Genomic DNA, 24,330 nt, shown 5'->3' on the forward strand with positions numbered 1-24,330 from the left:
CTATATCAGCTGATCTCGGTCAGTTGTTTCTCTATTTTTATAAAGTGAGAGACAACCATTTTTGAGACCAGAATGACCAGCCAAACCGCACCTAAAATAACACCTACAACTAGCGTAACAAATACTCACGCTTGGAAAAATAAAGCAATTCTTAGTGTTGCCTTTTTAATGGCAATGACATCAGTTGGCCCAGGTTTCTTAACCCAAACGGCCGTGTTCACCAATATCTATAAAATAGATATGGCATTCCCTGTTTTTGCCTCAATGTTTATCACATTTGCCATTGTCATGAACCTATGGCGTATTGTTGGAGTTTCTGGTTTACGGATCCAAGATATCGCGAATAAAATTGCCCCGGGTGCAGGTTATTTTATCGGTATTTTATTAGCTCTTGGTGCTGTGGCTTTTAACTTTGGTAACGTCAGCGGTGCTGCACTAGGGTTAAATGTGCTAACCGGTGTTGATACCATCTGGGGAGCACTATTTACTGGCGTAGTAGGTTGCCTACTGTTTGTTTTGCATAACGCCTCAAAGCGCATGGATCAAATGGCCCGTTATTTAGGCCTATTTATGATAATTCTAATCGCCTATGTTGCCATGACTAGCTTACCACCTATGGGGGAAACTTTAACCGCTGCGGTCATGCCTGTTGATATTGGTAACCTAATACTACCAACGCTTACCATCGTCGGCGGCGCAGTGGGCGGATACTATACTGGCGCGCAAAGATTGGTTGATATAGGACTGCAAGGCAAAGACAACATAGGCGCAATTAAGTCTGCTGCTTGGGCGGGGATCTCAATTGCCGTGGTTATCCGAATCTTATTGTTCTTAGCAGTATTTGGCGTTATTGCAGCTGGCGGCGTTTTAGATACAAGTAACCCTGCAGCCGATGCGTTCAAACAAGGCGCTGGTGATTTAGGTTATTTTATTTTTGGTCTAGTACTATTTGTCGCCTCGATTACCTCAGTTGTAGGTAATTCATATATGGCAGTGTCTTTAGTTAAAACCCTATTCCCTGTAATTAAGCGCCAAGAAAAAGCGTGCTGCATCGGTTTTATCATATTCACCAGCGTTGGCACTATATTGATGGATATGCCTATTTTACTGCTGATGCTAGCAGGCTTAATCAATAGCTTAATTTTACCTATCGTTCTGGCATTTATGCTTGCAGCCACTCGTCGTAAAGACATTGTTGGTGACTATAAGCACCCATTTTACTTGTCGCTCATGGGAGTTGTGATTGTATTGGGAATGGGTATAGCAAGCTTTGGCAATGTAGGTAACTTTATCGCTAAGTTTATTATCTAGAGTTTATTATCTAACATTCCTTATAACATTGGCTCGGTTCAACTAAACCGCGCCAATGTCTGTTCTCACTACCTCACCCGACTCGCCTTTTTGGTGGCCAATCCCGCATTTGTATTGCATTACTCACGGTCTCATACACTAAAGTCCTAACTACAAATCCCCTATTCACCTGTATTGTTCTCCCCATTCACGTTAAAATGCGCAACAAAAATAGCACCATTACTTAACAATGCATGAGTTAGTTATCTGATTTAATTCGTAATGCATTGTTATAAAACTACTTAATGCCTTCAAGGAGTCGAGAAGTCACATGAGAGTCAGTCATTTAATATTAGCCATACTATGCTGGGGACTAGCAACACCCGTTTTTGCCAGCGACGCTGGACTGGATTTAACACAATCGGGTGTAGGTTATGCAGCATTAATCATATTTTTTCTGGCTTATTGTTTAGTGATGGGAGAAGAGTATTTACAACTACGTAAATCGAAACCCGTACTGTTAGCTGCCGGCATTATCTGGTTGATGATAGGTTTTGCTTATCAACAACAAGGCCAGATTGAAGTGGCTAAACAGGCCTTAGAGCATAACTTACTAGAATACTCTGAACTATTGCTATTCTTACTGGTTGCAATGACCTATATCAGCGCCATGGAAGAAAGGCGATTGTTTGATAGTTTGCAAGCATGGATGGTCAGCAAAGGCTTTAATTTCCGCACCTTATTTTGGCTAACAGGTTTCCTGTCTTTTGTTATTTCACCTATCGCGGATAACCTTACAACCGCTCTGTTAATGTGTGCCGTTGTTATGAAAGTCGGTGGAGACAATTTAAAGTTTATTAATATCGCCTGTATTAATATTGTAGTCGCAGCCAACGCAGGCGGCGCATTCAGTCCATTTGGCGACATCACAACCTTAATGGTGTGGCAAACAGGCTTAGTCAGCTTTGTTGAATTTACAAACTTGTTTATTCCATCGCTGGTTAATTACATTATTCCGGCAGTGATCATGTCGTTCTTTGTACCTAAAACTAAGCCCGATTGTGCGAATGAGAAGGTCGAGCTTAAACGTGGTGCCAAACGCATTGTCGCGCTATTTATTCTAACCATTGCCACAGCCGTAAGCTTCCACGCTTTAGTCCACTTCCCGCCAGTTATTGGCATGATGATGGGTCTAGGTTATTTGCAGTTCTTTGGTTTTTACCTACGCAAAACCTTGCCACGCTCGTTAGAGAAAAAGAAGGCCGTTGCCTTAGCCAATAAAGATGAAACTGCACTAAAACGCTTAGGTTCAGTGGTTCCATTTGATGTATTTAAACGTGTATCGCACGCAGAGTGGGACACCTTACTGTTCTTCTATGGCGTAGTGATGTGTGTTGGCGGCCTAAGTTTACTGGGTTATCTCGGCATGGTTTCAGATGTAATGTACAACCAGTGGGACCCAGTCTGGGCTAATGTGATGGTCGGTATCCTCTCAGCCATTGTCGATAATATTCCAGTCATGTTTGCGGTACTCACCATGCAGCCAGAACTTAGTCTAGGTAACTGGCTGCTAGTGACCTTAACCGCAGGCGTTGGCGGCAGTATGTTATCTATCGGTTCCGCGGCTGGTGTGGCACTAATGGGCGCCGCCCACGGTAAATACACCTTCTTTGGCCACCTAAAATGGATGCCAGTAATTGCCCTTGGTTATGCAGCGAGTATCTTGTGTCACTTATGGCTAAACGCGGATCTGTTTTAATATTTGAACAGCAATCTTCATAAACAAAAAAGCTCGGCTTAAGCCGAGCTTTTTTGTATTTCTAACGCTATACCATAATAAACAAAAGCCGTATCAGTTTGACCTCATCATGTCTTTCCCATGCACTTGTAAATACTTTAGCAGCGTCTGTTCCTCTGTCGGCGTGAGAGAGTTATAAGGCTTCATCGACTTTAACGAGCTTATCCACTGATTTGCTGGTAAGAAATCTGGGGCTGTCACAGCATGGCAGGCACTACAAGTCTCGTTATACATACCTTCAGCATATTGCCAAATAGAGTCGATGTTAGGTTGCAAGTAAGTCTGGGTAATCCAGGCTGTTACCTCAACCTGTTGCCACATCATCCCGGTGGTTGGGTCGCGTTTTTCTTGGATCAGTTTCTCTGTCGCTTTAGCAGACTCTTTCAACTTAGCAACACTTATCAATTTTCCAAGCTCTTGAGTAATAATGCCACTTTGAGCAGACTTTTCATGCCAGCCGGAAAATTTAATCTGCAACATGTCATTTTTAGTCGCTAACACAGTTACAGTAGATGCAGGTAACAGCATTCCTTCATTGGTGCCACTTTCATCTGGATCTCTATAGAGTTGCTTCTCCGTTAATGTGTAAAGCGTGGTGACTGACGGCGCTATAGCTGAATTTGCTTTTAACTGTTTAAACACCTCATGAAACTTCTCACTCACCATCGGCAACTGATGCGCGATGCCTTTATGACACTCGATACAGTTCATATTTTTAGCTGCAGCACCGGTCATGGCTGCAGCCGCTGCTGGTGATTGCTTGGCATGATCCATAGCATCATAAGTGTGGCAGCTTTTACAGGGTGCTGAGTTAGTGTCAGCCATCATTTTCCAAACATCTTCAGCCATCTTTTGTCTGTGTTGCTCAAACTTTAAGGGAGTATCGACATCACCAGAAATATACTCGCTATAAATATCACCTAAACCGCCGATCTTGGCTTTAAGAAAGTCTATCGGGTTATCTTCCGGAATATGGCAATTACGGCATTCAGCCCGCACTCCTGCGGCATTTTTAAAGTGAATGGTATTTTTATATTCATTGTAGTTCTCATCCATTGAATGACAGGAAACGCAAAACTCGGTGCTCGAGCTATATTCAACCGACTCATGAAATACAAACACACCAACGAGAGTCATAACGACTGCAATAAGCGCAATAGTAAAAACCGAGTATTTAGCACTCGGTTTAGTAAGAAAATGCCAAGCTCTCTTCATATTGATATTCCATCTTTTAAATCCGTGTCAGCTTTTTATCTTGAACTACAATAATGATAGTTAAAGTTTAAAAAACAGACACAAGAATCCGCTATTAGATGACAGAAACCGCATTCGAACAGTGACGATATGGGGAGCACGATAAGCGGGGTTGCAGGCAGTTTAATTAGGAATAAAACATGGCAATATCAAGACGTCACTTTTTGAAAGCTTCATTAGCCTCAGCTTTCGCTGCCCAAGGGCTGACTTTATTCCCTGCGAGCAAAGTATTTGCAGATGATACCCAAGTTATCCATCATGCTTCTCACTACGGTCCATTCAAAGCCGTGGTTAAAAACGGCAAACTCATTGGCATTCAGCCCATCAACGATATTGATGAGTTTCCAACAGAGATGCTAACTAAGGGCGTATTAGGCCGTACCTACAGTGATACGCGCATTATGTACCCCATGGTGCGTAAATCCTTTTATGACAACCCATTAGGTGATCACAAGCCAGAGTTGCGCGGTAAGGAACCTTTTGTGCGGGTGGACTGGAAAACTGCTATAGCACTGACCTCTTATGCCATCGCAAAGACCATTCAAGAACACGGTAATGAAGCTATTTTCAGCTCCTCATACGGAGGCTGGTCTCATTCAGGCTTGATGCGTCCACAAACCTTACAAGGTCGATTTTTTAATCTTATCGGGGGGCAAAGTAGCTGCAGTGGCGATTATTCCGCGGGCGCATCAGAAGTGATATTGCCCCACATTATTGGCGACTTAGAGGTCTACTCTCCGCAAACCGCTTGGGAGGTTATCGGAAAAAATACCCAAGTCTTTATCTTTGTCGGTTGTGACCCCTTTAAAACCAACCGTATTGAATTTACGGTTGCGGATCATCAGATGCATCAGCATTGGCTAGATTTTGCTAAAAAAGGCATCAAGTTTATCTCTATCAATCCACAGAAAACCTACTCAGATAATCACCTTGATAGTGAAGTTATCCATATTCGCCCCGGTACAGATACCGCGCTATTTACAGCGATGTCATACCATTTATATAGCAGCAAGCAACATGATCAAGCCTACCTAGACAAATACACCACAGGATTTGATAAGTATCTTGCCTACCTCGATGGTAGTGAAGACGGCATAAAGAAAACCCCTGAATGGGCAGCAGCTATTACAGGGCTAAGTACAGCACAAATTATTGAGCTTGCCGAAATCATGGTGACTAAACGCACTCAAATTGCTGCGGGCTGGTCACTACAGCGAGCCGATCATGGCGAGATGATCCACTGGGCTATCATTAACTTCACAGCCATGGCGGGTAAAATTGGTAAACCCGGTGTGGGCTGTGGTTTTAGCTGGCATTATGGCTGTGGCGGCATGCCGCAATCAGGCACGCGCATGCCTATCGGATTATCTCAAGGGCGAAATCCAGTCACCAAGACAGTTCCTGTAGTACTAATTTCAGAAATGCTCAATAACCCCGGTAAGGCGTTTAGCCGTGATGGCAGCCCAAAAACCTTCCCCGACACTAAGTTAATTTATAACTCTGGCAATAACTTAATGTCCCATCAACAGAACACCAACGAATTAATTAAAGCCTTAGAAAAAGTCGATACGGTAATTTGCCAAGATCCATGGTGGTGCGCTTCTTCTCGCTATGCCGATATCGTGCTCCCCTCTACCACGACACTTGAGCGTAACGATATGAGCTCTGGTGGCACCTATAGCAATAATAAAATTTATGCGATGAAACAGGTAATTGAACCTGTTGGCGAAAGCTTAGATGATTACGAGATCTTCTCGCGACTTGCATTTATGTTTAACGTGCATGACCAGTACACTGGCGGCAAAACCATGATGGAGCATTTGCGCCACTCTTATGAAAATTCCGACGGCCCCGATGACTTTAATACCTTCTGGAACAATGGCATCAGCCATTTAGCCACGCCAAAAGCGGCTGATGCTTATGTACGTCACGCAGACTTCTATCAAAATCCCAACAAGCACCCTCTGCACACGCCTTCAGGAAAAATTGAACTGTATAGCTCAACCATTGATGCCTTTAACATCGCAGATTGTCCCGGAATGCCTAAATGGATGCCACCGTTTGAGTGGCTAGGCAATGCAAAAGAGGGACAAGTCCAAGTGCTCAGCCCACACCCTTGGATGCGGCTTCATTCACAAATGGCCAATACAGAGGTCAATTCCCACGAGTCTGTAGCAGGTCGACAAATTGCCATGATCAATGCTGCAGACGCAAAAGAAAGGGGCGTAAAAGAGGGCGATATAATCGAAGTTTATAATGATCGCGGTATAACTCTGTGCGGCGCAAAAATCATCGCCGATTGCATGCCAGGAGTGATTTACATTCATGAAGGCGCCTGGCTGCAACTTGATGATAAAGGTCGCTGTAATTCGGGCTCAATCAACATGCTAACCTCAAGTAAGCCCTGCAGTGGATTAAGCCAAGCAACCAGTGCTAATACCTGTTTAGCCTATTTCAAAAAATGCACTGACCCACAATCGGAAAACCTCGCCTACACTCCACCAAAAATAATGACAGCCAAAAATGCGGTTGATATATGGAGCCTGCAGCTTGGCACACGCCTAAAAGCGGTGAGTGGTAATAAAAAAGGTACCCAATCAAAAGGTGAAACACTCTTCTATGGCAGCTGTAGCCTATGCCATGCTTCTCCTCATCCTGATGAATACACCATCAATCAATGGAAAGGGATCACCAAAAGTATGTTTCCACGCTCAGGGCTAAATGCAGCCGATCAAAAACTGGTACTGGAATATTTAGATAAGCATGCCAAGAAGTAGCTAATTACCATCCCATCAAACAAAAAAGCTCGGCTTAAGCCGAGCTTTTTTATGACTAAAATGAGTAATTAGCGGGTTAGATAACAATGAATGAAGTCAGTTATCGCCACCATATCGGCAACCGCAATAAACTCATCGGTGGTGTGCACTTTAGCCATCCCCGTTGATAAGTTAACCGTCTTTAAGCCATTAGCGTTAAAGATGTTGGCGTCCGAACCACCGCCAGTCGGCTTGGTCATAGCATCAATGCCAATAGCGGCAAACGTGTCTTTAATCTCTAACACATGCGCGTCATCATCAGCAATATGGTACGCGTTATAAGAGCGACTTGAGTCAATCTCTACAATAGCGCCATGCTTTTGCGCCGCCGCTTCAAAAGTCGACACCATATGAGCAACTTGTTTAGCCAGTTTGTCATCATTAAGTGAGCGCGCTTCAGCTTCAATATACAGCTCTGGCATCACAATGTTGGTTGCCTGCCCACCTTGTACCACACCAATGTTAGCCGTTGTTTCTTCATCAATGCGGCTAAGCTGCATCTTACTAATTGCATCGGCAGCCACAGTTAAGGCATTTACACCTGCTTCAGGTTCTAGACCAGCATGAGCGGGTTTGCCTTTAATGGTGATTTTTAAGCTCTGCTGACCCGGCGCAGTGGTTATAATTGTGCCAATAGGGCCACCAGAATCGAGTACGATAGCTTGGCTTGATTCAATCTTACTGATATCAAAACTCTTAGCGCCATGCATGCCACGCTCTTCAAACACAGTAAACGCGACTTCAATCGTTTTATGCGCTTCGCCCTGCTCTTGGATACAGCGAATAGCCTCCATCACCGCGGCAATACCTGACTTGTCATCACCACCTAAAATGGTGTCGCCTTTAGAGCGAATAATACCGTCTTCAATAACTGGCTCAATGCCATTACCAGGCGTTACTGTGTCCATATGGCTGCTGAAAGCAATACTGCCAGCAAGTGACCCAGCTAACTTGCCGTAGATATTAAAGCCATTTGTGATTTCACCAGGCACCGCAAGTTTAGTCACTTCAAAACCCAGCTCGCCAAGCTGCTCAGCCAACGCCTCAGCCACTGCTTCTTCATTGCCTGATTCACTGTCTATTTTCACTAGTGAGATAAAATGTTCAACGAGTCGTTGTGGATTGATCTTGGTCATCTGTGAGCAACTTCTGTTATGCAAAATAGGCAAAGATCATAAACCTAAGTAGCGACCTTAATCGTTGGCTTACATCAAATAAATGCCAAAAATACACATTAACCACAGACTCTGGGCAGTCTTATTGCTTATTGGATGGCTTATTTGTTGATTTATCATTGTTCTGCATAGAGAATAACAGCTAGTTTGAGCGGTTTATTCAATAGCATAGATTTAGGAGTTTCAATTCGATGATGACAAAATGGGCGACACGTTTTTTACAGATGGCCGAGCTCGTTGCATCTTGGAGTAAAGATCCCTCTACTCAAGTGGGCGCGGTGATCACTGAAAATAACCGAATTGTTTCTTTAGGTTTTAATGGTTATCCACATGGTGTGTCTGATAGCGCGGAAACCGACAACCGTGAGATGAAGCTGCTCAAAACTCTGCATGCCGAAGAAAACGCGATTCTTTACGCTAAGCGTGACCTTAGTGGTTGTGAGATTTGGGTAACGCACTTTCCTTGCCCTAACTGCGCGGCAAAAATCATCCAAACAGGCTTAAGCACTGTACACAGCCCAATGCCAAGCGAAGATTTTCAGTCACGCTGGGGCGACAAAATTAAGATCAGCGAAGATATGTTTGCCCAAGCAGGCGTCAAAGTTGATTGGATGCAGGCTGATTAATAAAAATCTGCCTACAACGCACGACTTAACATCATGATAAAGGACGCTAACTCGCGTCCTTTTATTTGCTCACAGCCGTATTAGCGATTATACCCCTGATAAATAGAAGCGGCCCGCTTGCTCCAAGATGATGTGGCGGTGACCTTGCGCTGTTCGATAGTTATAACAAGTGTTAATCGAATCAGCGGTAAAACAACCATTTATCGATAGGTTAAATTGGCTCTGTTCTGCATTAATGATTGCACTAGCAAATGACGTTTCGGTTTCGTTTTGTAAACTCACGGCAATGGCTTTGTAATCATTAATAAGGCGTTCGCGAATATCGGCCTTTAGCCCAGAGACTTGCTTAATAAGCTTGTTATACTCCTCTTGCTCCACCCCTTCAAAATATACAGTTCCATTTTCTGGCATGACTAAGTGAGCAAAAAAATATTGATAGTCATGGTTCGATAGTGCTTTAACCACAGAGTTAATTAGCGCCAACTTACTCGCCTGAGGATAGGTGTCATTATCCACTTTAACGCCATTTCTAAATACTTGAGTATCGAGCTCATTGAGTCGAATTTTACTCAACTTTCCGATTACTGACTCGCTATATTGCTCGGAAATTTGTTGGTATTTTTCATAAGCCTGATTTAACTGGATGCTATCTTCCAGCTGTTTTGCAGTAACAAACTCAAGATTAACAGCATTAGCTGCATCGACAGCAGCAAAGCTCAAACTGGTATAACTAAGGGTTAACAGTAACAAGGATGCACTCAATAGCGTGTTAATTAAGCGAATGTGTTTTTTCATTATCTTAGAAGCCTTTGCCATTATCTTACGTGCCAATAGTAATTATTATTGGCTTTAATCAATCTAAACCCTCTAACGTCTTGCCAATGCATTTTATAAAGCACTGCAACTTGCTTTTCGCGCACCTCATAAAATTCAGGCTGAACATCGTTATCTAACAGCAGATTGATATTATCGATTATAGAGGTGACTCGAGGATCATTAGTATCTAACAAGCTTTGCATGGTTTCGATAATATCCTGATCAACGTCTACATCAGGAAGGTTTGCATATTGACTTAAATGATAAACCAGATAATTAGCATCTTTACTTTTCAATGCCTTAGATAATGACCTCAGTAAGTCTTGGTAGCTGGATTGCGGATACTTATCGCTATCTTTTTTTATGCCGCCATTAAACACTTTGTCGGTTAACTTACCTATTTCCAATGAGCTAACAACAGCAGCACGGGTGCTAGGATAAGTTGTGATGATCTGCTGTAAAAGATCATATTCTTTATCGTATTCACCAGTATGTTGGTACAGGTTTGCCTCAACAAATAGGCTGTTGGCATTAGCTTCGACAGATGTGGACTGTGGTGGTTGATAAGTTGTATTGCAGCCCTGCAGAACAACTAAAGGCAGTGCTAAAAGAAACAAATGTGCTGGTTTTATCATCGATAAACTCTAGAGTAAGATAGGCTCGGGTTCAGCAAACCTATTTAGATCAACAATAGCCAAAATTATTGGCTACGCTTAGCTAGCTTTTTTGATAGCGTCAAGTTAACAATCGCCTTGCTATTGGCATCTGCAAACATATAAATACGGCGTCAACAAAGTAACAGATAAAACAATAAATAACAGTGGACTTAAACCGTAAATCTCAACAAACTTTCAAACCAAGGGAGTGTTCATAAAATACAGTTTAACGGTAACAACGCTAAAGCCCTCTCTGGGCATGCTTAACACCTAATACCTGCTCACTTAAGCCGTCATCATTAGCATATTGATATGTTGAACGTACACATCGTTGCAGCGGTGATAGTTGTCATAATACTATTGCCGCGAGTTCGCTCGCTTTTGTACTTCTTCTTAGTTAGAACAGATACAAGCATGCATTAAGTTTCCGTACAGCATTCTGCCTTTATAGTAAGTATCAGATAAGGATGATTAAGTAGAGGCGATAGATGAAGCAATTAACTAAGCTGTTATCGACAACTGTGAATATGTTTACTACTGCATCAAAAACGGTAATCACGTTAGCTCTAGCCTTGGCACTCTCAATCGGCAACGCTCACGCCTCGCCCAATACAGCAGTAACCGCAAACTTGGTAAAATCTAACACTGAAGATAATTTGCTAATCTGCCAATATCGCACAATTTCTGCTAGCCATTTTCAGGTGTTCGATAAGGTTTTAGACAAGGAGACAAGCTGCCCAACCAACATGCAGGTTTCCCCTGAACCTATGTTAACCCAAGCAGAAAAGAATCAGCTTAACCGAATGATGAAGCACTAATAAAAAATTAAAGTCATCAAAAATCAAAACATATTGAATGGTAAATATATCATTCAATAATGTGTTTAGAGCTGGTTATGTTAAAGTCTGTCGAGCAGCTGACGCAATTGTCCACCACACCAGGAAGTCAAATAATGAGCGAGTACTTTTTCGCAGTCGAGAACACGAACGTCCCTTTTTATGACTTTCCCGATGAATACTCAGGTGTTATCCCTAGCAATATGTTCACCCACCCGGTAGAGCCTGTACCCCTAATCGTAAAATTTACAGGTGACGATGTACATCAACTCGCTGATATCTTTTTAGTACCAGGACTAAGCATTAAGTTGCCGTTATTCCAACAATTAGAGCTTAGTGATATCCACGGCACCAATTGGGTTCAAGTAAACTTATTTGATCAAGGTGAGCACCTGTATCAAATGCTGCAAGTTGAAAACGAGATAAAAGCCATTGATCGCCAGCAAAGTGAATTCGATTTCTATGATGAATTTAATGGCGGCGAGTTTATTTCTGGAATGAACAAACTGGTGTTAGATGAGCAAACATTAAATAAAATCGCTCTAGAGAAAAGGCTAATATTCAGAGATAGTGGATGGAAAGATAAGCTGTTTTTTCACAAAAGTATTGTTAATAAAATAATACAATTTCAACCTAAAGGGATCAGCTTTATACCCGTTGATGGCTATAATGAATTTGGCTAACTAACTTCGTCTAGTTTAAGCAGATCATTCTACTTAAACTACAAAAAAAGCCCCGATAAGTCGGGGCTTTGCGCTTAATTAAAACTCATTAGAATTGAGCTTTAACCCAAACCATACGATGGTCTGAAGAGATATCTTTACCAGTACCGTACTTACCGATGCGCAGATCGTTAAATAGCATGCGGCCTTCTTGGTAAGTAGCTTGCCAGTACACACCTGAATCAACAATGTTTAGCGACGCTGAAGGAATTGCGTGGTCAGCATTAATACCGCCGTAAGGGTTGTGGAATTCAGCCGTAATACGATTCGGGAATGGGTGAGCAGAACTTCTGTCAGCAGCATACTCAGCAGCACCATAACTTGTTGGGTACAAATCACCATTAGTTACGTTTTGATTTACTACAGGGTCTGCATGTAACGCAGCCATCACTTCAGTAAAGCCGTCACCAGCACCTGTTGCCGCATCAAGGTTTTGATCACCTACGATAACAAAGTGTGCACCTTCGGTAAGCGCGCCCTTGTTACCTGCATCGTCATAAAAATCTTGAGCATTAGTTACATAGTTATGCCAGAACTCAACCTCAGCTGCGTTTTGTAGCTTGTTCTTACCAGTATCAAATACTGGTGGAGTTGGGTGAGACATAAGAATGTGGATGGTTTCAGTGCCATCTTTAGTCGGCACTAAAATAGGTGCATCGACGTGGTTTTTAGATGAAAGTGTCATTTGCTGCCACTCTTCATCTGTATACCAGTTTTCACCGTCTAGTAACGGGTTTTCAGCACCTTCAAGATCTTTCCATTTGAACTTCTGGAAAGTACGGGTATTTTTAGTATCGATTTCATACTTAGACATTAACGCAAACGCGTATTGCCCATGGTACTTACCATAGCCCCAAGAGTCATTGCCATATTCATTTGTACCAACATCAGCTTCAGTCGCTACATAGCCATCATTATTCAAGTCAAAGCCACTTAATAGGCCTGTGTTAGTGCCGTAACTTTCAGCAAATGGGTATTCAATTGGCTCTAGATCTGCTTCGCCGCCTGCACCGTCAATACTTTGTGCAACTGATAGGTAGTTTTCTTGGAAGCCTTTAAGTGCAGATAAATCTTCACCTGTGCCATCATTGTTATATTCACCCATCATTAGCACATCTGGGCGAGTCTTTTGAATAATGGCGGCAACGTTGCGGATTTGAATCACTTTTTCAGCTGTCGTTTTATCAGCAGGTTCCATTGCATCTTTGTCTGCAAGGTAAGCTTCAACTAATGTAGTCTGATCAGCAGAGCTCAGCTCCATTTCAGCAACTAAGTCTTCAAATGTATTACGATCAAAAGAAAGGTTATAAGTAGCAATTTTAACTTCAGTATGGTCTACATACTTTACGTCATCGTCATTACAACCGGTAAGAAGTGCAACACCTACAGCTATAGCTGCAGCAGTTTTTAGTAATTTCATATTGTGACCCATCTTTAATTATTTATTATATTTAGCTCAATTGATTTGAGCTTAGGACGGAGTCTAAACAGGTGTATAAGAAAAGAAAGATCTGTCGTGTCTTTTTGTGACTCCTGACATGAGTCGTTACAACTAACAACTAATGATTAACAAGCAGCCACCAGAAGTTAACAACTGAAAATTGTGGTAGATAATCTGTGCCTGGTTAATTTAAAAATTAAAAATGCTAAATAAATACATAGTAATAAAATAAACCCTACGACAAACGGTTAAGTTTCAGTACAGCATACTGCCGGTATATTAATACTTAAATAAGGATGGTTAAGAGAGCTAAAAATGACGCAATTAACTAATGTGCTAGCAACCACTATAAAATCACTAACCACGATTGCATTAACCTTGATGATCTCAATGGGCAGCGTTCATGCCTCACCACATACAGCAGTAACCGCGAATCTTGTAAAATCGAAAACCGATGACAACCTACTTATCTGCCAATACCAAACGGTCTCTGGCAGCCACTTTCAGGTTTTTGATAAACTTTTAGACAATGAATATGCCTGCCCAACAAGCATGCTCGTTGCCCCAGAGCCCATGCTTACCAGCGCTGAAATAGCACAGATTAAACAAAGGCAAAAGCACTAATTGCTGGTGCGATGATAAGCAGAAAAAATATCAGTCGCGAATGACGCTTTAAGATAATTCCTGCAGCTCATAAAGCGCTCCAACAGCGTTAGCTACCGCGAGTAACCTAGCTTTGATCGCCTGCTCAATACCTGCGCCGCCTTTTAGTAAATCATCAACGGCTATTAAAGCCGTTGTGACAAGGCGATGACTGTCGTACACATAAGCATAACCTGACTCGACCACCCAACGTCTTTCATTAGCAGCATTCTGCACACTCTCTTCATTGACGATAGGCATCTTTGATAGATCATTTTTTTCTAACGTTCTGACCAAAGTAAAATCAAACAGCAAGATAAAATCTTCATCACCATACCAATCGGCTTTTAATGCTTGAAAATTTACCCACATTTCCAGCTCTGCCAACAATGGCGTTAGTGAGTTAGAAAAATTGCCATCGGCCATTACTCTAATAGGAAACTCTTGCTGCATCTTTACTTTAACCTTCGTTATTCTTTATTAATTAAGCACTACATAACCACGATTTGTCATACAGTTCTTTATTACCATGCTTTGTTCATTTGCGTAAGCGTCTTTATTATTACGTCTCTCTCTACCTTTAGAAAGTACCCCAACACCTAAACCTATTGCAGCGCCTTGCTTTGCACCATCAGTGCCTGAACCACCAGCTATCGCCTTACCAGCACTGCCTATTGCAGCACCTTTAGCGGCACTACCCATAGCGCTACCTTCTGTTTCCTGCTTTTGTACTTGAGTAGATAATTCGGTGCACTGGTGTAAATCGTAGACGTAGTCTTTTTCTTCTACGCCCGTCTTATCAACGATGATATTGGCGAATACACTCATTGGTGCAAGTAGTGCACTTAAAAGCAATAACTGACGTTTCATTTAGCTTTCCTTCTATTTACTCACAAGCTTTGGGGTTTTTAGCTTTACGAAAACCCTAGCTGCTTGATTTGATATCAACTTTATTGCATCAATAGTAAACAAACCAACCTGTCAGTTAGATGAACAGAAGTTAATTTAAGCGCGAGAATGCGAAATAAAGAAAAGCAAATAAGAGAACTATCCATAATAAATCAATCATGGATAGTTATTAAAAGATCAGTTAAAACCCCAAACTCGTTTAGCGTTAATCCTGACAATAAGTATAAGCGAGCTGTTGCCAGTCAGTGTTATCGCCACGTAATACATCGGCCGGAATACTGTATATACAGCTACCAGAGTCACTGTAGAGATAGCTTAAAATCGCGATATGGTTTTTAGGTAAATACGGCTCTTCACTAAAACTACCATCTTGCTTAAACACTAGCTGAGTAAGCTCTGCAACTCTAGGCATTAAACCGCAGCCATATGGCAAATTATCGTAGAGATCAGAATCGATCATTGAGCCTATTTTTTCTATTGCCAACGCGATTTGAGTTTCGCTGTCAGGTAACTGTTTATAAGGCTGCCAACAAATTGGGTATGCGCCTGCCTTACGAAAAGCCACATCAAAAACTGAAGGGGCTAAGTCGTCTCCCGCTATCGCTTTATCAGGTTTCTCTACCCAGTTAAGAGATTGCATTTCAAGCTCTGTCCAGAATATTGTCTCACAACGGCCAACTGGCTCTTCTCCCTCCTCAGGCTCTGGAATAAAAACCTGCAGCAAGCCTGAAGTTGGCAAAGCAGAATGACGGCCTTCTAGCTCGGCAAAGTTTATTTGTAGCGCCAGTTTTAGATTGTTATCAGCTTCAATGGCTTGCATAGCCTGTAGGTTTTGGCTTGCTATTGCAGAGTCAAGTTCAGGTAGCCAAGGCGAGCCCGCGATACGACTTTGAAATTCATTATCGTATTCACCAGCAAGCATATTAAAACCAACACTGAGCAGGCCAAATTGGGCTTCTAATTCATCTTCTAATCGTTGCAGCTGCTGCAGACTTTGCTGTTTACTCATAAACACAGCTTTATAGTCTGCACTACTCGATTGAAATGGATTAGTTAAGCTAGCTGCTTCAAACTTTTTTAACAGTAATAGATAAGGCTGAGCTAAGCGTTGGTTTTCGGCAAGGCCTGTTAGATCGCATAACTTTGACGGCATTAACTCATCCAGTTTATCCATCATGTTATTGGCTTTAGTTAGCTGAAAACTCCCTTTGGGTAAATCAAGGCTATAAGGGTAAAGGCTAGCTTCTTTAAAGACCTCAAAACAGGATTGATTAAGTAGCCAAGAAACCAGTTCCATACATGGAAAAGGTTTAGCAAAAGCGTACTCTAAGGCGCTACGCCCTTTATCGTCACGCTCATGAATGTCCTGCCCTGCATCAAGCATATTTTGTAATGCCTGCTGGTGCTCAAAGAACTGCTCATCTGTCTTTACTTTCTTAAATAGCCAAAACCACGGCTTCAACATAATCGTCCCTTTTAAATCACTTTTTAATAAAGCCGCATACTGCCAACATTACAGTCGAGATTAGAGGCCTGAATGCTTCTTATCACAAATAATACTCTCAATTAATATAGGTTTGTATTTGCTTTTCAAAACACCGTCAATAAATAGCCCTTATTTTACTCAAGCAGGCTTAACATACTGCCCCAGCAAGTTACCAGTACCTAATCCATAAAAAAGTAGCCGAGCGCCGAAAGTCAGCTTGCTAACTAAGCAAATCTAAAATTACACTTAGCTGCGTAAATTAGAAAACTCAAAGACAATGCGAAGGAATCTTTATGTCTCATCCCTATGATTTATTAACGCTAGATGATGGCGCGACCTTAATATTTACTCCTTGTCCTGGAACAAAAGATGCAGATCTTGCAAAGTCTGTATCCATTTTGAAAGAAGCCGGAGCTGTAGCCGTCATTTCAACGGTTACCGCTGAGGAAATGACTAAGCTGAACGTGCCGACTTTAGGAACAGAGATACAAAGCCAAGGGCTAGCTTGGTTTGCATTACCGATTGAAGATGATTGCGCACCAGCGGCAGATTTCGATGTGGCCTTTGCTCACGCTAAACAACAAATCTTATCGCTTATAGAAGGCAAAAATACCCTTGCCATTCATTGCCGCGGAGGCTCGGGCCGCACCGGCCTAGTTGCAGCAATCATTATGTTAGAGCAAGGTATTGCATGGCCTGAGGTTCAATCTCGAATACAAGCATTACGCCCTAAAGCGCTAATCGTGCCAGCTCATATCCAATATCTTGCCAAGCATTACCCTATTGGCTAAGGCTCGATTATATTGGCACCTTATACAAGCTCGTTGCAGTGTAATACCAATCAGTATAAGAATTTGATCAGCTCAGAACGATTTTTGGCAAACTAATTCAAGGCGAATAGCTGCAATAATGGTTATTCCCTTATATAAGGTATTCAACGCAGAAGTAGGCAGCCAAAAACGTTCCAGATTGGCGAGTTTTAGCGATTCTGATGCTGTGTTAACGAATTTGAACGTAGAACAACTATGCTCTTCACTCGTTGCCTTGCCTCAAAACCGCTAAACTCTCGCTGAGTGACTAAATGTTTATACTGATTGGTATAAGGTGCCAATGTATTAACGCTTTGCTTTACCTCGCAACACCAATCCTCCCAGTATCTCACCGAACCACTTCTCAGCAATTGAAACTGTGTTTGAAGGAATAATACCAATCAGTATAAGAAGTTGATCTACTCAGAGCGATTCAATTGTTCAAACATATAATGATTTATTAAATTAGCGTTTTCAAAAACGCTATTTATATATACAGCTTATAAATTTTACATAGCTCATTAAGCTATTTATAAACATCAATCTTTCATACCGCTACGAGTAAACACACCCACTCAATTTCAGTCATAACACTCAACATTTTCGCGTCAAAAGCAAAGTCAAAATTCCGACTTAAGTCAATAACTTAACGAATCAAACAGCAACTGACTCTTATTTATTCTATTGAGCTTGAAGGCATTAAAAACTGAGTGTATTACAAACATCTACCTGATATCTTCGCCGGGAATGTGTTTCCTATATTAGCTATTCACATGGCTATTTACCCAGCGTCCTTAATCATGTTTTTAGCGCTATAGGCAACGCATTTTTAATCGATAACAGAATGTGTTGGTTATGTGCTAATCAATTTACAGTCCATCTATAACGCATCTCTTAAATAATTAGTCCGTTTATCTGCACCGATAAATGAATAAAAGAAGATCTAAATCTTGATAAAAATAAATAAAATAACTGTCGCTTTAACTAGCGTAATGTTCAGTGGTTATCTGTATGCAGCTGACGCAACGTTAACATCGAGTGTTATCACTTTTGTTCCGGGAGAAACAAAAGTTCAAAATGGCGATATGGTTGCCTTTAATGGTGAATGCTTTATTGCTAAAAACAACCCAGGCGTTTGGGAATCACCAAAAGCAGGCTCATGGTTTTGGGATGCCAGCGAATGCTCGGGCGAGCCTGCGCCAGACCCCGATCCTGAGCCAGAACCTGAGCCTGAGCCGGGCGACATTATTGCCTTTATTCCAGGCCAGACCAAGGTTAACAACGGCGATATCGTCTCTTATGCTAACCAGTGCTTTATTGCTAAAAACAATCCAGGCGTATGGGAAACCCCAAGCGCTGATTCATGGTTTTGGCAGTTAACTGAGTGTTCAAGCGAACCGGGGGAGCCAGATCCTGAGCCAACCGAGCTAGCTATTCAGGCGCCAGTTGCAGGCCAAATACTAAGCTTAGATACAGCAACAGCGATCCAAGCCAAAGTTGTTGGTGAATTAGCAGCTAAAGTCGAGTTTTGGGCTAACAACCAAAAACTATCGCAAAAAGCCGTTAATCCAAGTCAGAGCATGTATTCGCAAAGCTGGACACCGACTGCAGCAGGCAGCGCGACAGTTAAGGTATTTGTATTCGATAAAAATAACCAAAAAATCGAACAGCAAGCTGTTGTTGTAACAGTAAAAGATGAGACGGAAGAAGATTTTACAGCACCAGCGGTGAGATTCATAACTCCTAACAATGGTGCCATCTTTAATGAAACAGACACCGTCGCTATTGCAGTTAATGCCACCGATGTTGATGACGACTTAACGAAACTGGTGATTAAAGCCAATAACGCACAAATATGTTCGTTTAACGCAACCAATGCAACGACTTATGCCTGTAACTGGCAGCCGACTCAAGCGGGTAATGTTAGCCTAAAAGCGATTGCTACCGATGCTGAAGGCCTGTCTTCAACCGTAAATGTAAGCATTGCTATTGAAGCGGAAGAAGAGTTCACTGCGCCAGTGGTTAAGTTCATCACCCCAAGCAATGGCGCAAGCTTTAATGATAGCGAAAGCATTGCCATTTCAGTTAACGCCACCGACGTTGATGAAGACTTAAGCAAACTAGTTGTTAAGGCAAATAACCAGCAAATTTGTGCATTCGACGCGGCTAACAGCCAAGTGTTTAGCTGTGATTGGCAGCCGACACAAGTAGGTAGCATCAACCTAAAAGCGATCGCTACCGATGCTGAAGGCCTAACTGCCATAAGCAATGTAAACATCACCATTGAAGAAGAGATTATCGACCCACCAGTGACCCCTCCTGGTGGATTGTGTGCTGACTTTAATGTTTACCCTGACTGGACGCGCGGCAACCATGCAACAGGTGGCGACATTATGGTGCATAACAACATCGCTTACTCGGCAATTTACTGGACGCAAACCCTACCGGGTAGCGATGCCTCATGGGCGCTACATTTAAATTGTGATGGCACCGAGCCTGGCACTGCGCCGCTGCTTTCACTACCAAATCCAATGGATCCTGTGCGCCTAGAAGTGGCAGGTTGGCCAAATACCTTAGTGGTAGCAAGCCCATCAACTTCAGCTCCTGTGACATTGACGCTGGAGACCAGCAACAGCGCGGAACTGACTGATGTAAACAAGCTAACAGCCAGCTTTGTATCAATCATGGAGCAAGCCGCACAGGCTGAATCTATATCATTCATCATCAGCAGTGATGTGCTTGATAACGCCACTCAAGATAACGCGCTAACAACTCGCACTATTGCGGTGAAAGATGCGCTAATCAAGGCGATGGATATCACTGGCAATAGCATTGATCTTGATGATATCAACGCACTGAGCAATGACTTAAAAGGTTGGGCGCAAGCGCACCAGTTAATTATTGCCACGCTTGCACCGCAAGCGACTTACGGTTGGTCGTTAACCATTGGTGATTTTGCTTTCGATACTCACTCTGGTCGCCAGTCTGTTTGGGATGAAGCCTCAGTATTTACTGCAGACTTACTCGATAAGCTTGAACTTTATAAAGCTGATGCAGCCAACAAAGCCGACTTTGTGGCATTCACTAAATCAGATGTAACAGCCGCCTTATCAAGTGAGCAATGGCACAACGCGCTAGAGTTCGTTAAGCAAGTCACTGACTTTGTTAACACCCCTGCTATGCTAGCGCAGATCCCAACAGCGCAAGCGGCAAACTACTTTATGGGCAACCACACAAGTAAGCCACAGCTTCGCAAAGCAGCCTTTAGCAACGTATTTGCCATTTTGTTTGACCAAGACTCCGAGCAGTTGAGCAACAAAATCGAGCAATACCAAACAGCTAAAATGCCGCTGTACTATGTGGGAGAATCGACAGAAAATGGTCAGCTAACTATCATCGACGCATTGAATCGTGAATTAGAAAATGCCGAAGATACCATGAACAACACAGCCTTCTTATACGAAACGCCGCAATCACAATGGGTGCCTTCTACTGTTTATAAGTGGGCTGACTTCATGACAGGCTTGAATGCAATGCATAACGTTGGCGTTGCTGGCAACAAGTTCTGGTTACTTGATGAAAATGCAGATGATGCCACTAACATCAAATACGCCAAAGTGGCGATTGCGGCTTTCTTAGCACAAAGTATGCAAGAAACCATTCGCTACAATGCTTGTGATGAGAACAACTGGGCAGAGATTAAGTACGGGGCACCTACTGATTACCCAATGTCAGCGAGTTGTGGCCAACTTGAGCAGAAGTATGCAGATTACGGTGTCAATCCAGAGTCAGGTTTAGACCATGCTTACTCTTGTCCACGTGATAACAAGATGGAAGTGAGCGCGTTAACGCATGCTAAATGGTACGGTGCGCCAGCGCCAGTATTCGCCGCGCCAAACTCTGTACTTGAAGAGCGTGGCTTATTGGTTAACGGCAATGTGGGTCGCTGGACCAACAACGGTCACTGTAATGATGTACCGACCTCTGTTGATACCTCTAAGCAAGTGTGGGAGCGTGACGACTGTAAAACTTACGTTGACCAAAAAGCCGGTAAGTTTATTTGGGATGGCAGCAGCCAAGAAAGTGTTGAAGGCTGTGGTTGGTGGGGTCGTGGTGTGATTCAAACCACTGGTCGCCAAAACTTCGGTACCCTAAACCACTACTTAGGTCGTTCACACGTTGACCCAGCAACTATTGGCCAAACCATTGACGGCGTAACGGTTGAAGCGCCACCAGCAAACCCGCTATACGCCGAACTCGATTTCTGTTCAAATCCAGGCTTAATTTGTAGCTCTGAAGAGAACAAAGAGATCAAGTGGATTGCAGGTCTGTTTTACTGGGTAACCTCAGTACAGGCATACCCAGATGAAAGTGGTCAATACGGTAACTGGAACTACCACAACGAACTGAAGAAGTACGTTGAAGGTGGCATGAAAGGAACAGACTTTATTGATGACGTATCTGGTATCGTTAACCGCGGCTGCCCTAACTTAACTTGTTCTACTGGCGAGGTTCATAACGTTAAAGAACGTCGCGAGAACTTTAAGCTAGTGCTAAAACAGCTAGGTTTAACGCCGCAATAAACGTAAAAGCTCATTTTTGTTAAAAATAAAACCAGTCAGCGCAAGCTGACTGGTTTTATCTTATATGGGGCAAGCAATATCAAAAAGAGGTATTAATTCTCAGTTTTAGCATTGTCACAAGAGTCACTGCGGCAAAGTGAATAGTTACGCCAATGTGCAACAACCAACAAGCAAGTTGCAGCTAAAGTAGCTAATTTCTCACCAGTTTCACCTAAGAAGTCATGTCCAAAAACCGCGCTAACAGCAAGGCCAACAATACCGAAAAAAGCTAACACTAATACCTTAGGATCTTTATGGCGAGTACAACCCATTAATACCGCAATAGAGCTGGTTGGAATAACAAACCACACCATCAACATATGATAAAAATGATCACCTACAGGCATTGCAAGTAATGACGGGAATACGACTAATAACACAGGCCCAGCGATACAGTGTAATGCGCATAATGCAGAGGCTGTAATAGCCAGGCGATCGAGTAAAAGTTGTGCTGACTTATTCATAATCTGTTCCCAATGTCATAATTGTACTTAGCAGCTCAAAAAGCTACGGCTATTAAATAATTGCCGCAGCAACATATCACTAACAACATTAGCAAACAATAAACTAGCCGTGATTAGCCGTAAGATTTACAAACACCAGCAGCTTTTACTCACACCACTATTGTGCACAAAACCGAGCTGTACAGACGGTTATAGCGAGCGATACACAACCTGCTCAAATCCTTGCGAAATAACTTTATCCCCTTGGATCACAATACCGAAGCCATGCTCTTCATCCCAAGCACATTCAAAAATCATCCCTAGCGCATTTTTGTCTGGGTGGTGTAAAACAAACGCAGAGAGCTGCATTAACTTAAATATATCCCCAGCCCGCATATCAGCTTCGCTTACCTCACCAACACGTGTCGGGTAAGTTTCTGAATCTTCATCGAACACATCGAGAAACTCTGACTCTTCAAGTAGCTCTTGATAGTTTTGCTTAACGTAGTCGCAGACTAGCGCATAAATACGCTTTTCATTATCAATAAACCATTGCTGCATGGTATCAGTAATAGACAGGTCTTCTTGAGTGAGAAAACCAACATTGCCGTAAGCTTTAAAACCATGCCAAGCACTCAGATCTGTCGCACCTTGATGAAGTTCTTCACCTGCTTCCCAAGTAATGTTCACTGCTTTCATAATCGCCTCGTAAAAGCGAAAATTATATTAGTAATAACAGCGCATTAATATGCTGTTAGAGCACAAATTAACACTAACCTCAGGCAACAAGGTTATACAGTTACTTCTAAAGCAGGAGGATTCAGCAGTGGAGTAATCTCCAACCTCTTCAGTAGCAAAATACACATCACTAATACACATAACAGCCAGCCAACATATCATTCGCCAAAAAACCTAGCTTTTACTTGCTCCTTTCACCTCTACCTCGTAAGCAAAGCCATGGCTGCCGTCATAGTAAAACTGATCAGCCTTGCGTAGTTCAACATTCAGTCCCTCGCTACGAGCATATTCATAGGCAGCTTCAATAATCCCCATGTGGTTAGCATTGGTGTGGTGGTTTGGAATAATTGACCAATCCTTATCCATAATCAGCACTCGATTATCATCTGAGGTGCGCGGCATATGAATCGCTATCTCAACTCCATTCGATGCCTTAAACGAAGCTTTGGGTGTGGTATGAAATTGCATTGAAGTATTAAGTGATTTAAACGTCGCGACAACAACTGGTAAAGGCGCCGCTTGGGCAGGCACAGAAACCGCCATAGAAGCCATTAAAATAGCGATTGCAGACAATAAGGTTTTAGTAAAAGATGCTTGAGCTAAGTTCATAGTATTCCTCGAAAAGTGACTGGTTATTAGTAACTAGTTGATGAAATACATATTAGCGAGCACAGCATTACTACGCTTCTATAAGAGAGTTAGTGAAGCCCTAGAAAAGTAAGGAAAAGTGGGGTCAGAGTAAACTAAAGTTATTCATCTATACTCATTAACATAGTGAACATTGCAAAGGGAACTTGCACATGTCTAGAAAACCGAGAGCCAACCCGATAGGCATACCTCAACATATCATTCAACGCGGCAACAACCGCCAAGCCTGCTTTACTTCAGAACAAGACTTTATTGCCTATACCGCCTGGCTAAAGGACTACGCCAAGAAATTTCAGGTGGAAATCCATGCTTGGGTATTTATGACAAATCATGTCCACCTACTCTGCACACCACGAGAGAACAATGCTATAAGCCAAATGATGCAGTCTCTTGGGCGACAGTATGTCAGGTATTTTAATTACACTTATAAACGCTCTGGAACACTATGGGAGGGGCGATATAAGTCTTGCTTAGTACAAGCTGAAGACTATCTACTGCAACTATACCGCTATATAGAGCTCAATCCAGTTAGAGCAAATATGGTCGATGATCCTTGTAAATATCAATGGTCTAGTTACCAAGTCAACGCCTTAGGCAAAGCTT

At 42.5% G+C, this 24,330-nt stretch carries 21 protein-coding genes; 10 read left to right on the forward strand and 11 right to left on the reverse strand.

From position 1 onward, the window contains the following. Positions 1 to 72 precede the first annotated feature (72 nt). Entirely contained in the window at positions 73 to 1,311 is a 1,239-nt protein-coding gene (locus AB4298_RS00640; protein WP_371985409.1) for an NRAMP family divalent metal transporter, read from the forward strand. 271 nt (positions 1,312 to 1,582) lie between these two features. Further along, positions 1,583 to 3,049, forward strand: coding sequence for a sodium:proton antiporter NhaD (nhaD, locus tag AB4298_RS00645; RefSeq protein WP_371985572.1), 1,467 nt, complete (start codon positions 1,583 to 1,585; stop codon positions 3,047 to 3,049). 93 nt (positions 3,050 to 3,142) lie between these two features. On the opposite strand, the gene AB4298_RS00650 is transcribed toward nhaD, so the two are convergent. Continuing rightward, entirely contained in the window at positions 3,143 to 4,303 is a 1,161-nt protein-coding gene (locus tag AB4298_RS00650; protein WP_248999398.1) for a NapC/NirT family cytochrome c, read from the reverse strand. 179 nt (positions 4,304 to 4,482) lie between these two features. On the opposite strand from AB4298_RS00650, the gene AB4298_RS00655 reads away from it, so the two are divergent. After that, positions 4,483 to 7,119, forward strand: a complete 2,637-nt coding sequence (locus AB4298_RS00655) for a molybdopterin-dependent oxidoreductase (protein WP_371985410.1) — start codon at positions 4,483 to 4,485, stop codon at positions 7,117 to 7,119. A 68-nt stretch (positions 7,120 to 7,187) separates the two neighbouring features. Here the strand turns inward: AB4298_RS00655 and AB4298_RS00660 are convergent, their stop codons facing one another. Continuing rightward, positions 7,188 to 8,294: a M20/M25/M40 family metallo-hydrolase gene (locus tag AB4298_RS00660; RefSeq protein WP_371985411.1), complete on the reverse strand. Its 1,107-nt coding sequence runs from the start codon at positions 8,292 to 8,294 to the stop codon at positions 7,188 to 7,190. A gap of 230 nt (positions 8,295 to 8,524) precedes the next feature. Here AB4298_RS00660 and AB4298_RS00665 point away from each other — a divergent pair, with 230 nt between their 5' ends. Beyond that, positions 8,525 to 8,959, forward strand: coding sequence for a dCMP deaminase family protein (locus tag AB4298_RS00665; protein WP_248999401.1), 435 nt, complete (start codon positions 8,525 to 8,527; stop codon positions 8,957 to 8,959). An 87-nt stretch (positions 8,960 to 9,046) separates the two neighbouring features. On the opposite strand, the gene AB4298_RS00670 is transcribed toward AB4298_RS00665, so the two are convergent. Further along, positions 9,047 to 9,754 carry a hypothetical protein gene (locus AB4298_RS00670; protein ID WP_371985412.1) on the reverse strand — a complete coding sequence of 236 codons (708 nt, stop codon included), beginning with the start codon at positions 9,752 to 9,754 and terminating at the stop codon, positions 9,047 to 9,049. A gap of 20 nt (positions 9,755 to 9,774) precedes the next feature. Further along, complete coding sequence (locus AB4298_RS00675) at positions 9,775 to 10,410, reverse strand: outer membrane protein assembly factor BamD (RefSeq protein WP_371985413.1); 636 nt, start codon at positions 10,408 to 10,410, stop codon at positions 9,775 to 9,777. Between the two features lie 509 nt (positions 10,411 to 10,919). Here AB4298_RS00675 and AB4298_RS00680 point away from each other — a divergent pair. Next, on the forward strand, positions 10,920 to 11,249 hold the full coding sequence (locus tag AB4298_RS00680) for a hypothetical protein (RefSeq protein WP_248999404.1): 330 nt from the start codon (positions 10,920 to 10,922) through the stop codon (positions 11,247 to 11,249). A gap of 77 nt (positions 11,250 to 11,326) precedes the next feature. Further along, the gene (locus AB4298_RS00685; RefSeq protein ID WP_371985414.1) at positions 11,327 to 11,950 is read left to right on the forward strand and encodes a hypothetical protein; all 624 of its coding nucleotides are present in this window, start codon (positions 11,327 to 11,329) and stop codon (positions 11,948 to 11,950) included. 88 nt (positions 11,951 to 12,038) lie between these two features. Here AB4298_RS00685 and AB4298_RS00690 read toward each other — a convergent pair whose 3' ends face one another. Further along, positions 12,039 to 13,409, reverse strand: a complete 1,371-nt coding sequence (locus tag AB4298_RS00690; protein WP_248999406.1) for an endonuclease/exonuclease/phosphatase family protein — start codon at positions 13,407 to 13,409, stop codon at positions 12,039 to 12,041. Between the two features lie 336 nt (positions 13,410 to 13,745). Between AB4298_RS00690 and AB4298_RS00695 the strand changes: the two genes are divergently transcribed. Beyond that, positions 13,746 to 14,054 carry a hypothetical protein gene (locus AB4298_RS00695; RefSeq protein ID WP_371985415.1) on the forward strand — a complete coding sequence of 103 codons (309 nt, stop codon included), beginning with the start codon at positions 13,746 to 13,748 and terminating at the stop codon, positions 14,052 to 14,054. Positions 14,055 to 14,102: 48 nt separating this feature from the next. On the opposite strand, the gene AB4298_RS00700 is transcribed toward AB4298_RS00695, so the two are convergent. The 3 genes from AB4298_RS00700 to AB4298_RS00710 all read right to left on the reverse strand — a co-directional run bounded on the left by AB4298_RS00700 (position 14,103) and on the right by AB4298_RS00710 (position 16,446). Then, entirely contained in the window at positions 14,103 to 14,525 is a 423-nt protein-coding gene (locus AB4298_RS00700; RefSeq protein WP_371985416.1) for a hypothetical protein, read from the reverse strand. A gap of 27 nt (positions 14,526 to 14,552) precedes the next feature. Beyond that, entirely contained in the window at positions 14,553 to 14,942 is a 390-nt protein-coding gene (locus AB4298_RS00705; RefSeq protein ID WP_371985417.1) for a glycine zipper family protein, read from the reverse strand. A 244-nt stretch (positions 14,943 to 15,186) separates the two neighbouring features. Then, a complete protein-coding gene (locus tag AB4298_RS00710) occupies positions 15,187 to 16,446 on the reverse strand; it encodes a DUF1963 domain-containing protein (protein WP_371985418.1) in 1,260 nt (419 codons plus the stop codon). 314 nt (positions 16,447 to 16,760) lie between these two features. Here AB4298_RS00710 and AB4298_RS00715 point away from each other — a divergent pair, with 314 nt between their 5' ends. Both AB4298_RS00715 and AB4298_RS00720 read left to right on the forward strand, forming a co-directional pair. Next, the gene (locus tag AB4298_RS00715; RefSeq protein WP_371985419.1) at positions 16,761 to 17,258 is read left to right on the forward strand and encodes a phosphatase domain-containing protein; all 498 of its coding nucleotides are present in this window, start codon (positions 16,761 to 16,763) and stop codon (positions 17,256 to 17,258) included. A gap of 968 nt (positions 17,259 to 18,226) precedes the next feature. Further along, entirely contained in the window at positions 18,227 to 21,859 is a 3,633-nt protein-coding gene (locus AB4298_RS00720) for an Ig-like domain-containing protein (RefSeq protein ID WP_371985420.1), read from the forward strand. A 92-nt stretch (positions 21,860 to 21,951) separates the two neighbouring features. On the opposite strand, the gene AB4298_RS00725 is transcribed toward AB4298_RS00720, so the two are convergent. The 3 genes from AB4298_RS00725 to AB4298_RS00735 all read right to left on the reverse strand — a co-directional run bounded on the left by AB4298_RS00725 (position 21,952) and on the right by AB4298_RS00735 (position 23,688). Further along, a complete protein-coding gene (locus AB4298_RS00725; RefSeq protein WP_248999413.1) occupies positions 21,952 to 22,362 on the reverse strand; it encodes a MerC domain-containing protein in 411 nt (136 codons plus the stop codon). A gap of 189 nt (positions 22,363 to 22,551) precedes the next feature. Next, complete coding sequence (locus AB4298_RS00730; RefSeq protein ID WP_371985421.1) at positions 22,552 to 23,040, reverse strand: DUF6985 domain-containing protein; 489 nt, start codon at positions 23,038 to 23,040, stop codon at positions 22,552 to 22,554. 213 nt (positions 23,041 to 23,253) lie between these two features. Then, a complete protein-coding gene (locus AB4298_RS00735) occupies positions 23,254 to 23,688 on the reverse strand; it encodes a hypothetical protein (RefSeq protein WP_248999415.1) in 435 nt (144 codons plus the stop codon). A 191-nt stretch (positions 23,689 to 23,879) separates the two neighbouring features. Between AB4298_RS00735 and AB4298_RS00740 the strand changes: the two genes are divergently transcribed. Continuing rightward, positions 23,880 to 24,330 (forward strand): transposase (locus AB4298_RS00740; protein WP_371985422.1); only part of this gene is annotated, 451 nt, incomplete at its 3' end.

Source organism: Shewanella sp. 10N.261.52.F9, assembly GCF_041471165.1.
Lineage (GTDB): Bacteria > Pseudomonadota > Gammaproteobacteria > Enterobacterales > Shewanellaceae > Shewanella > Shewanella marinintestina.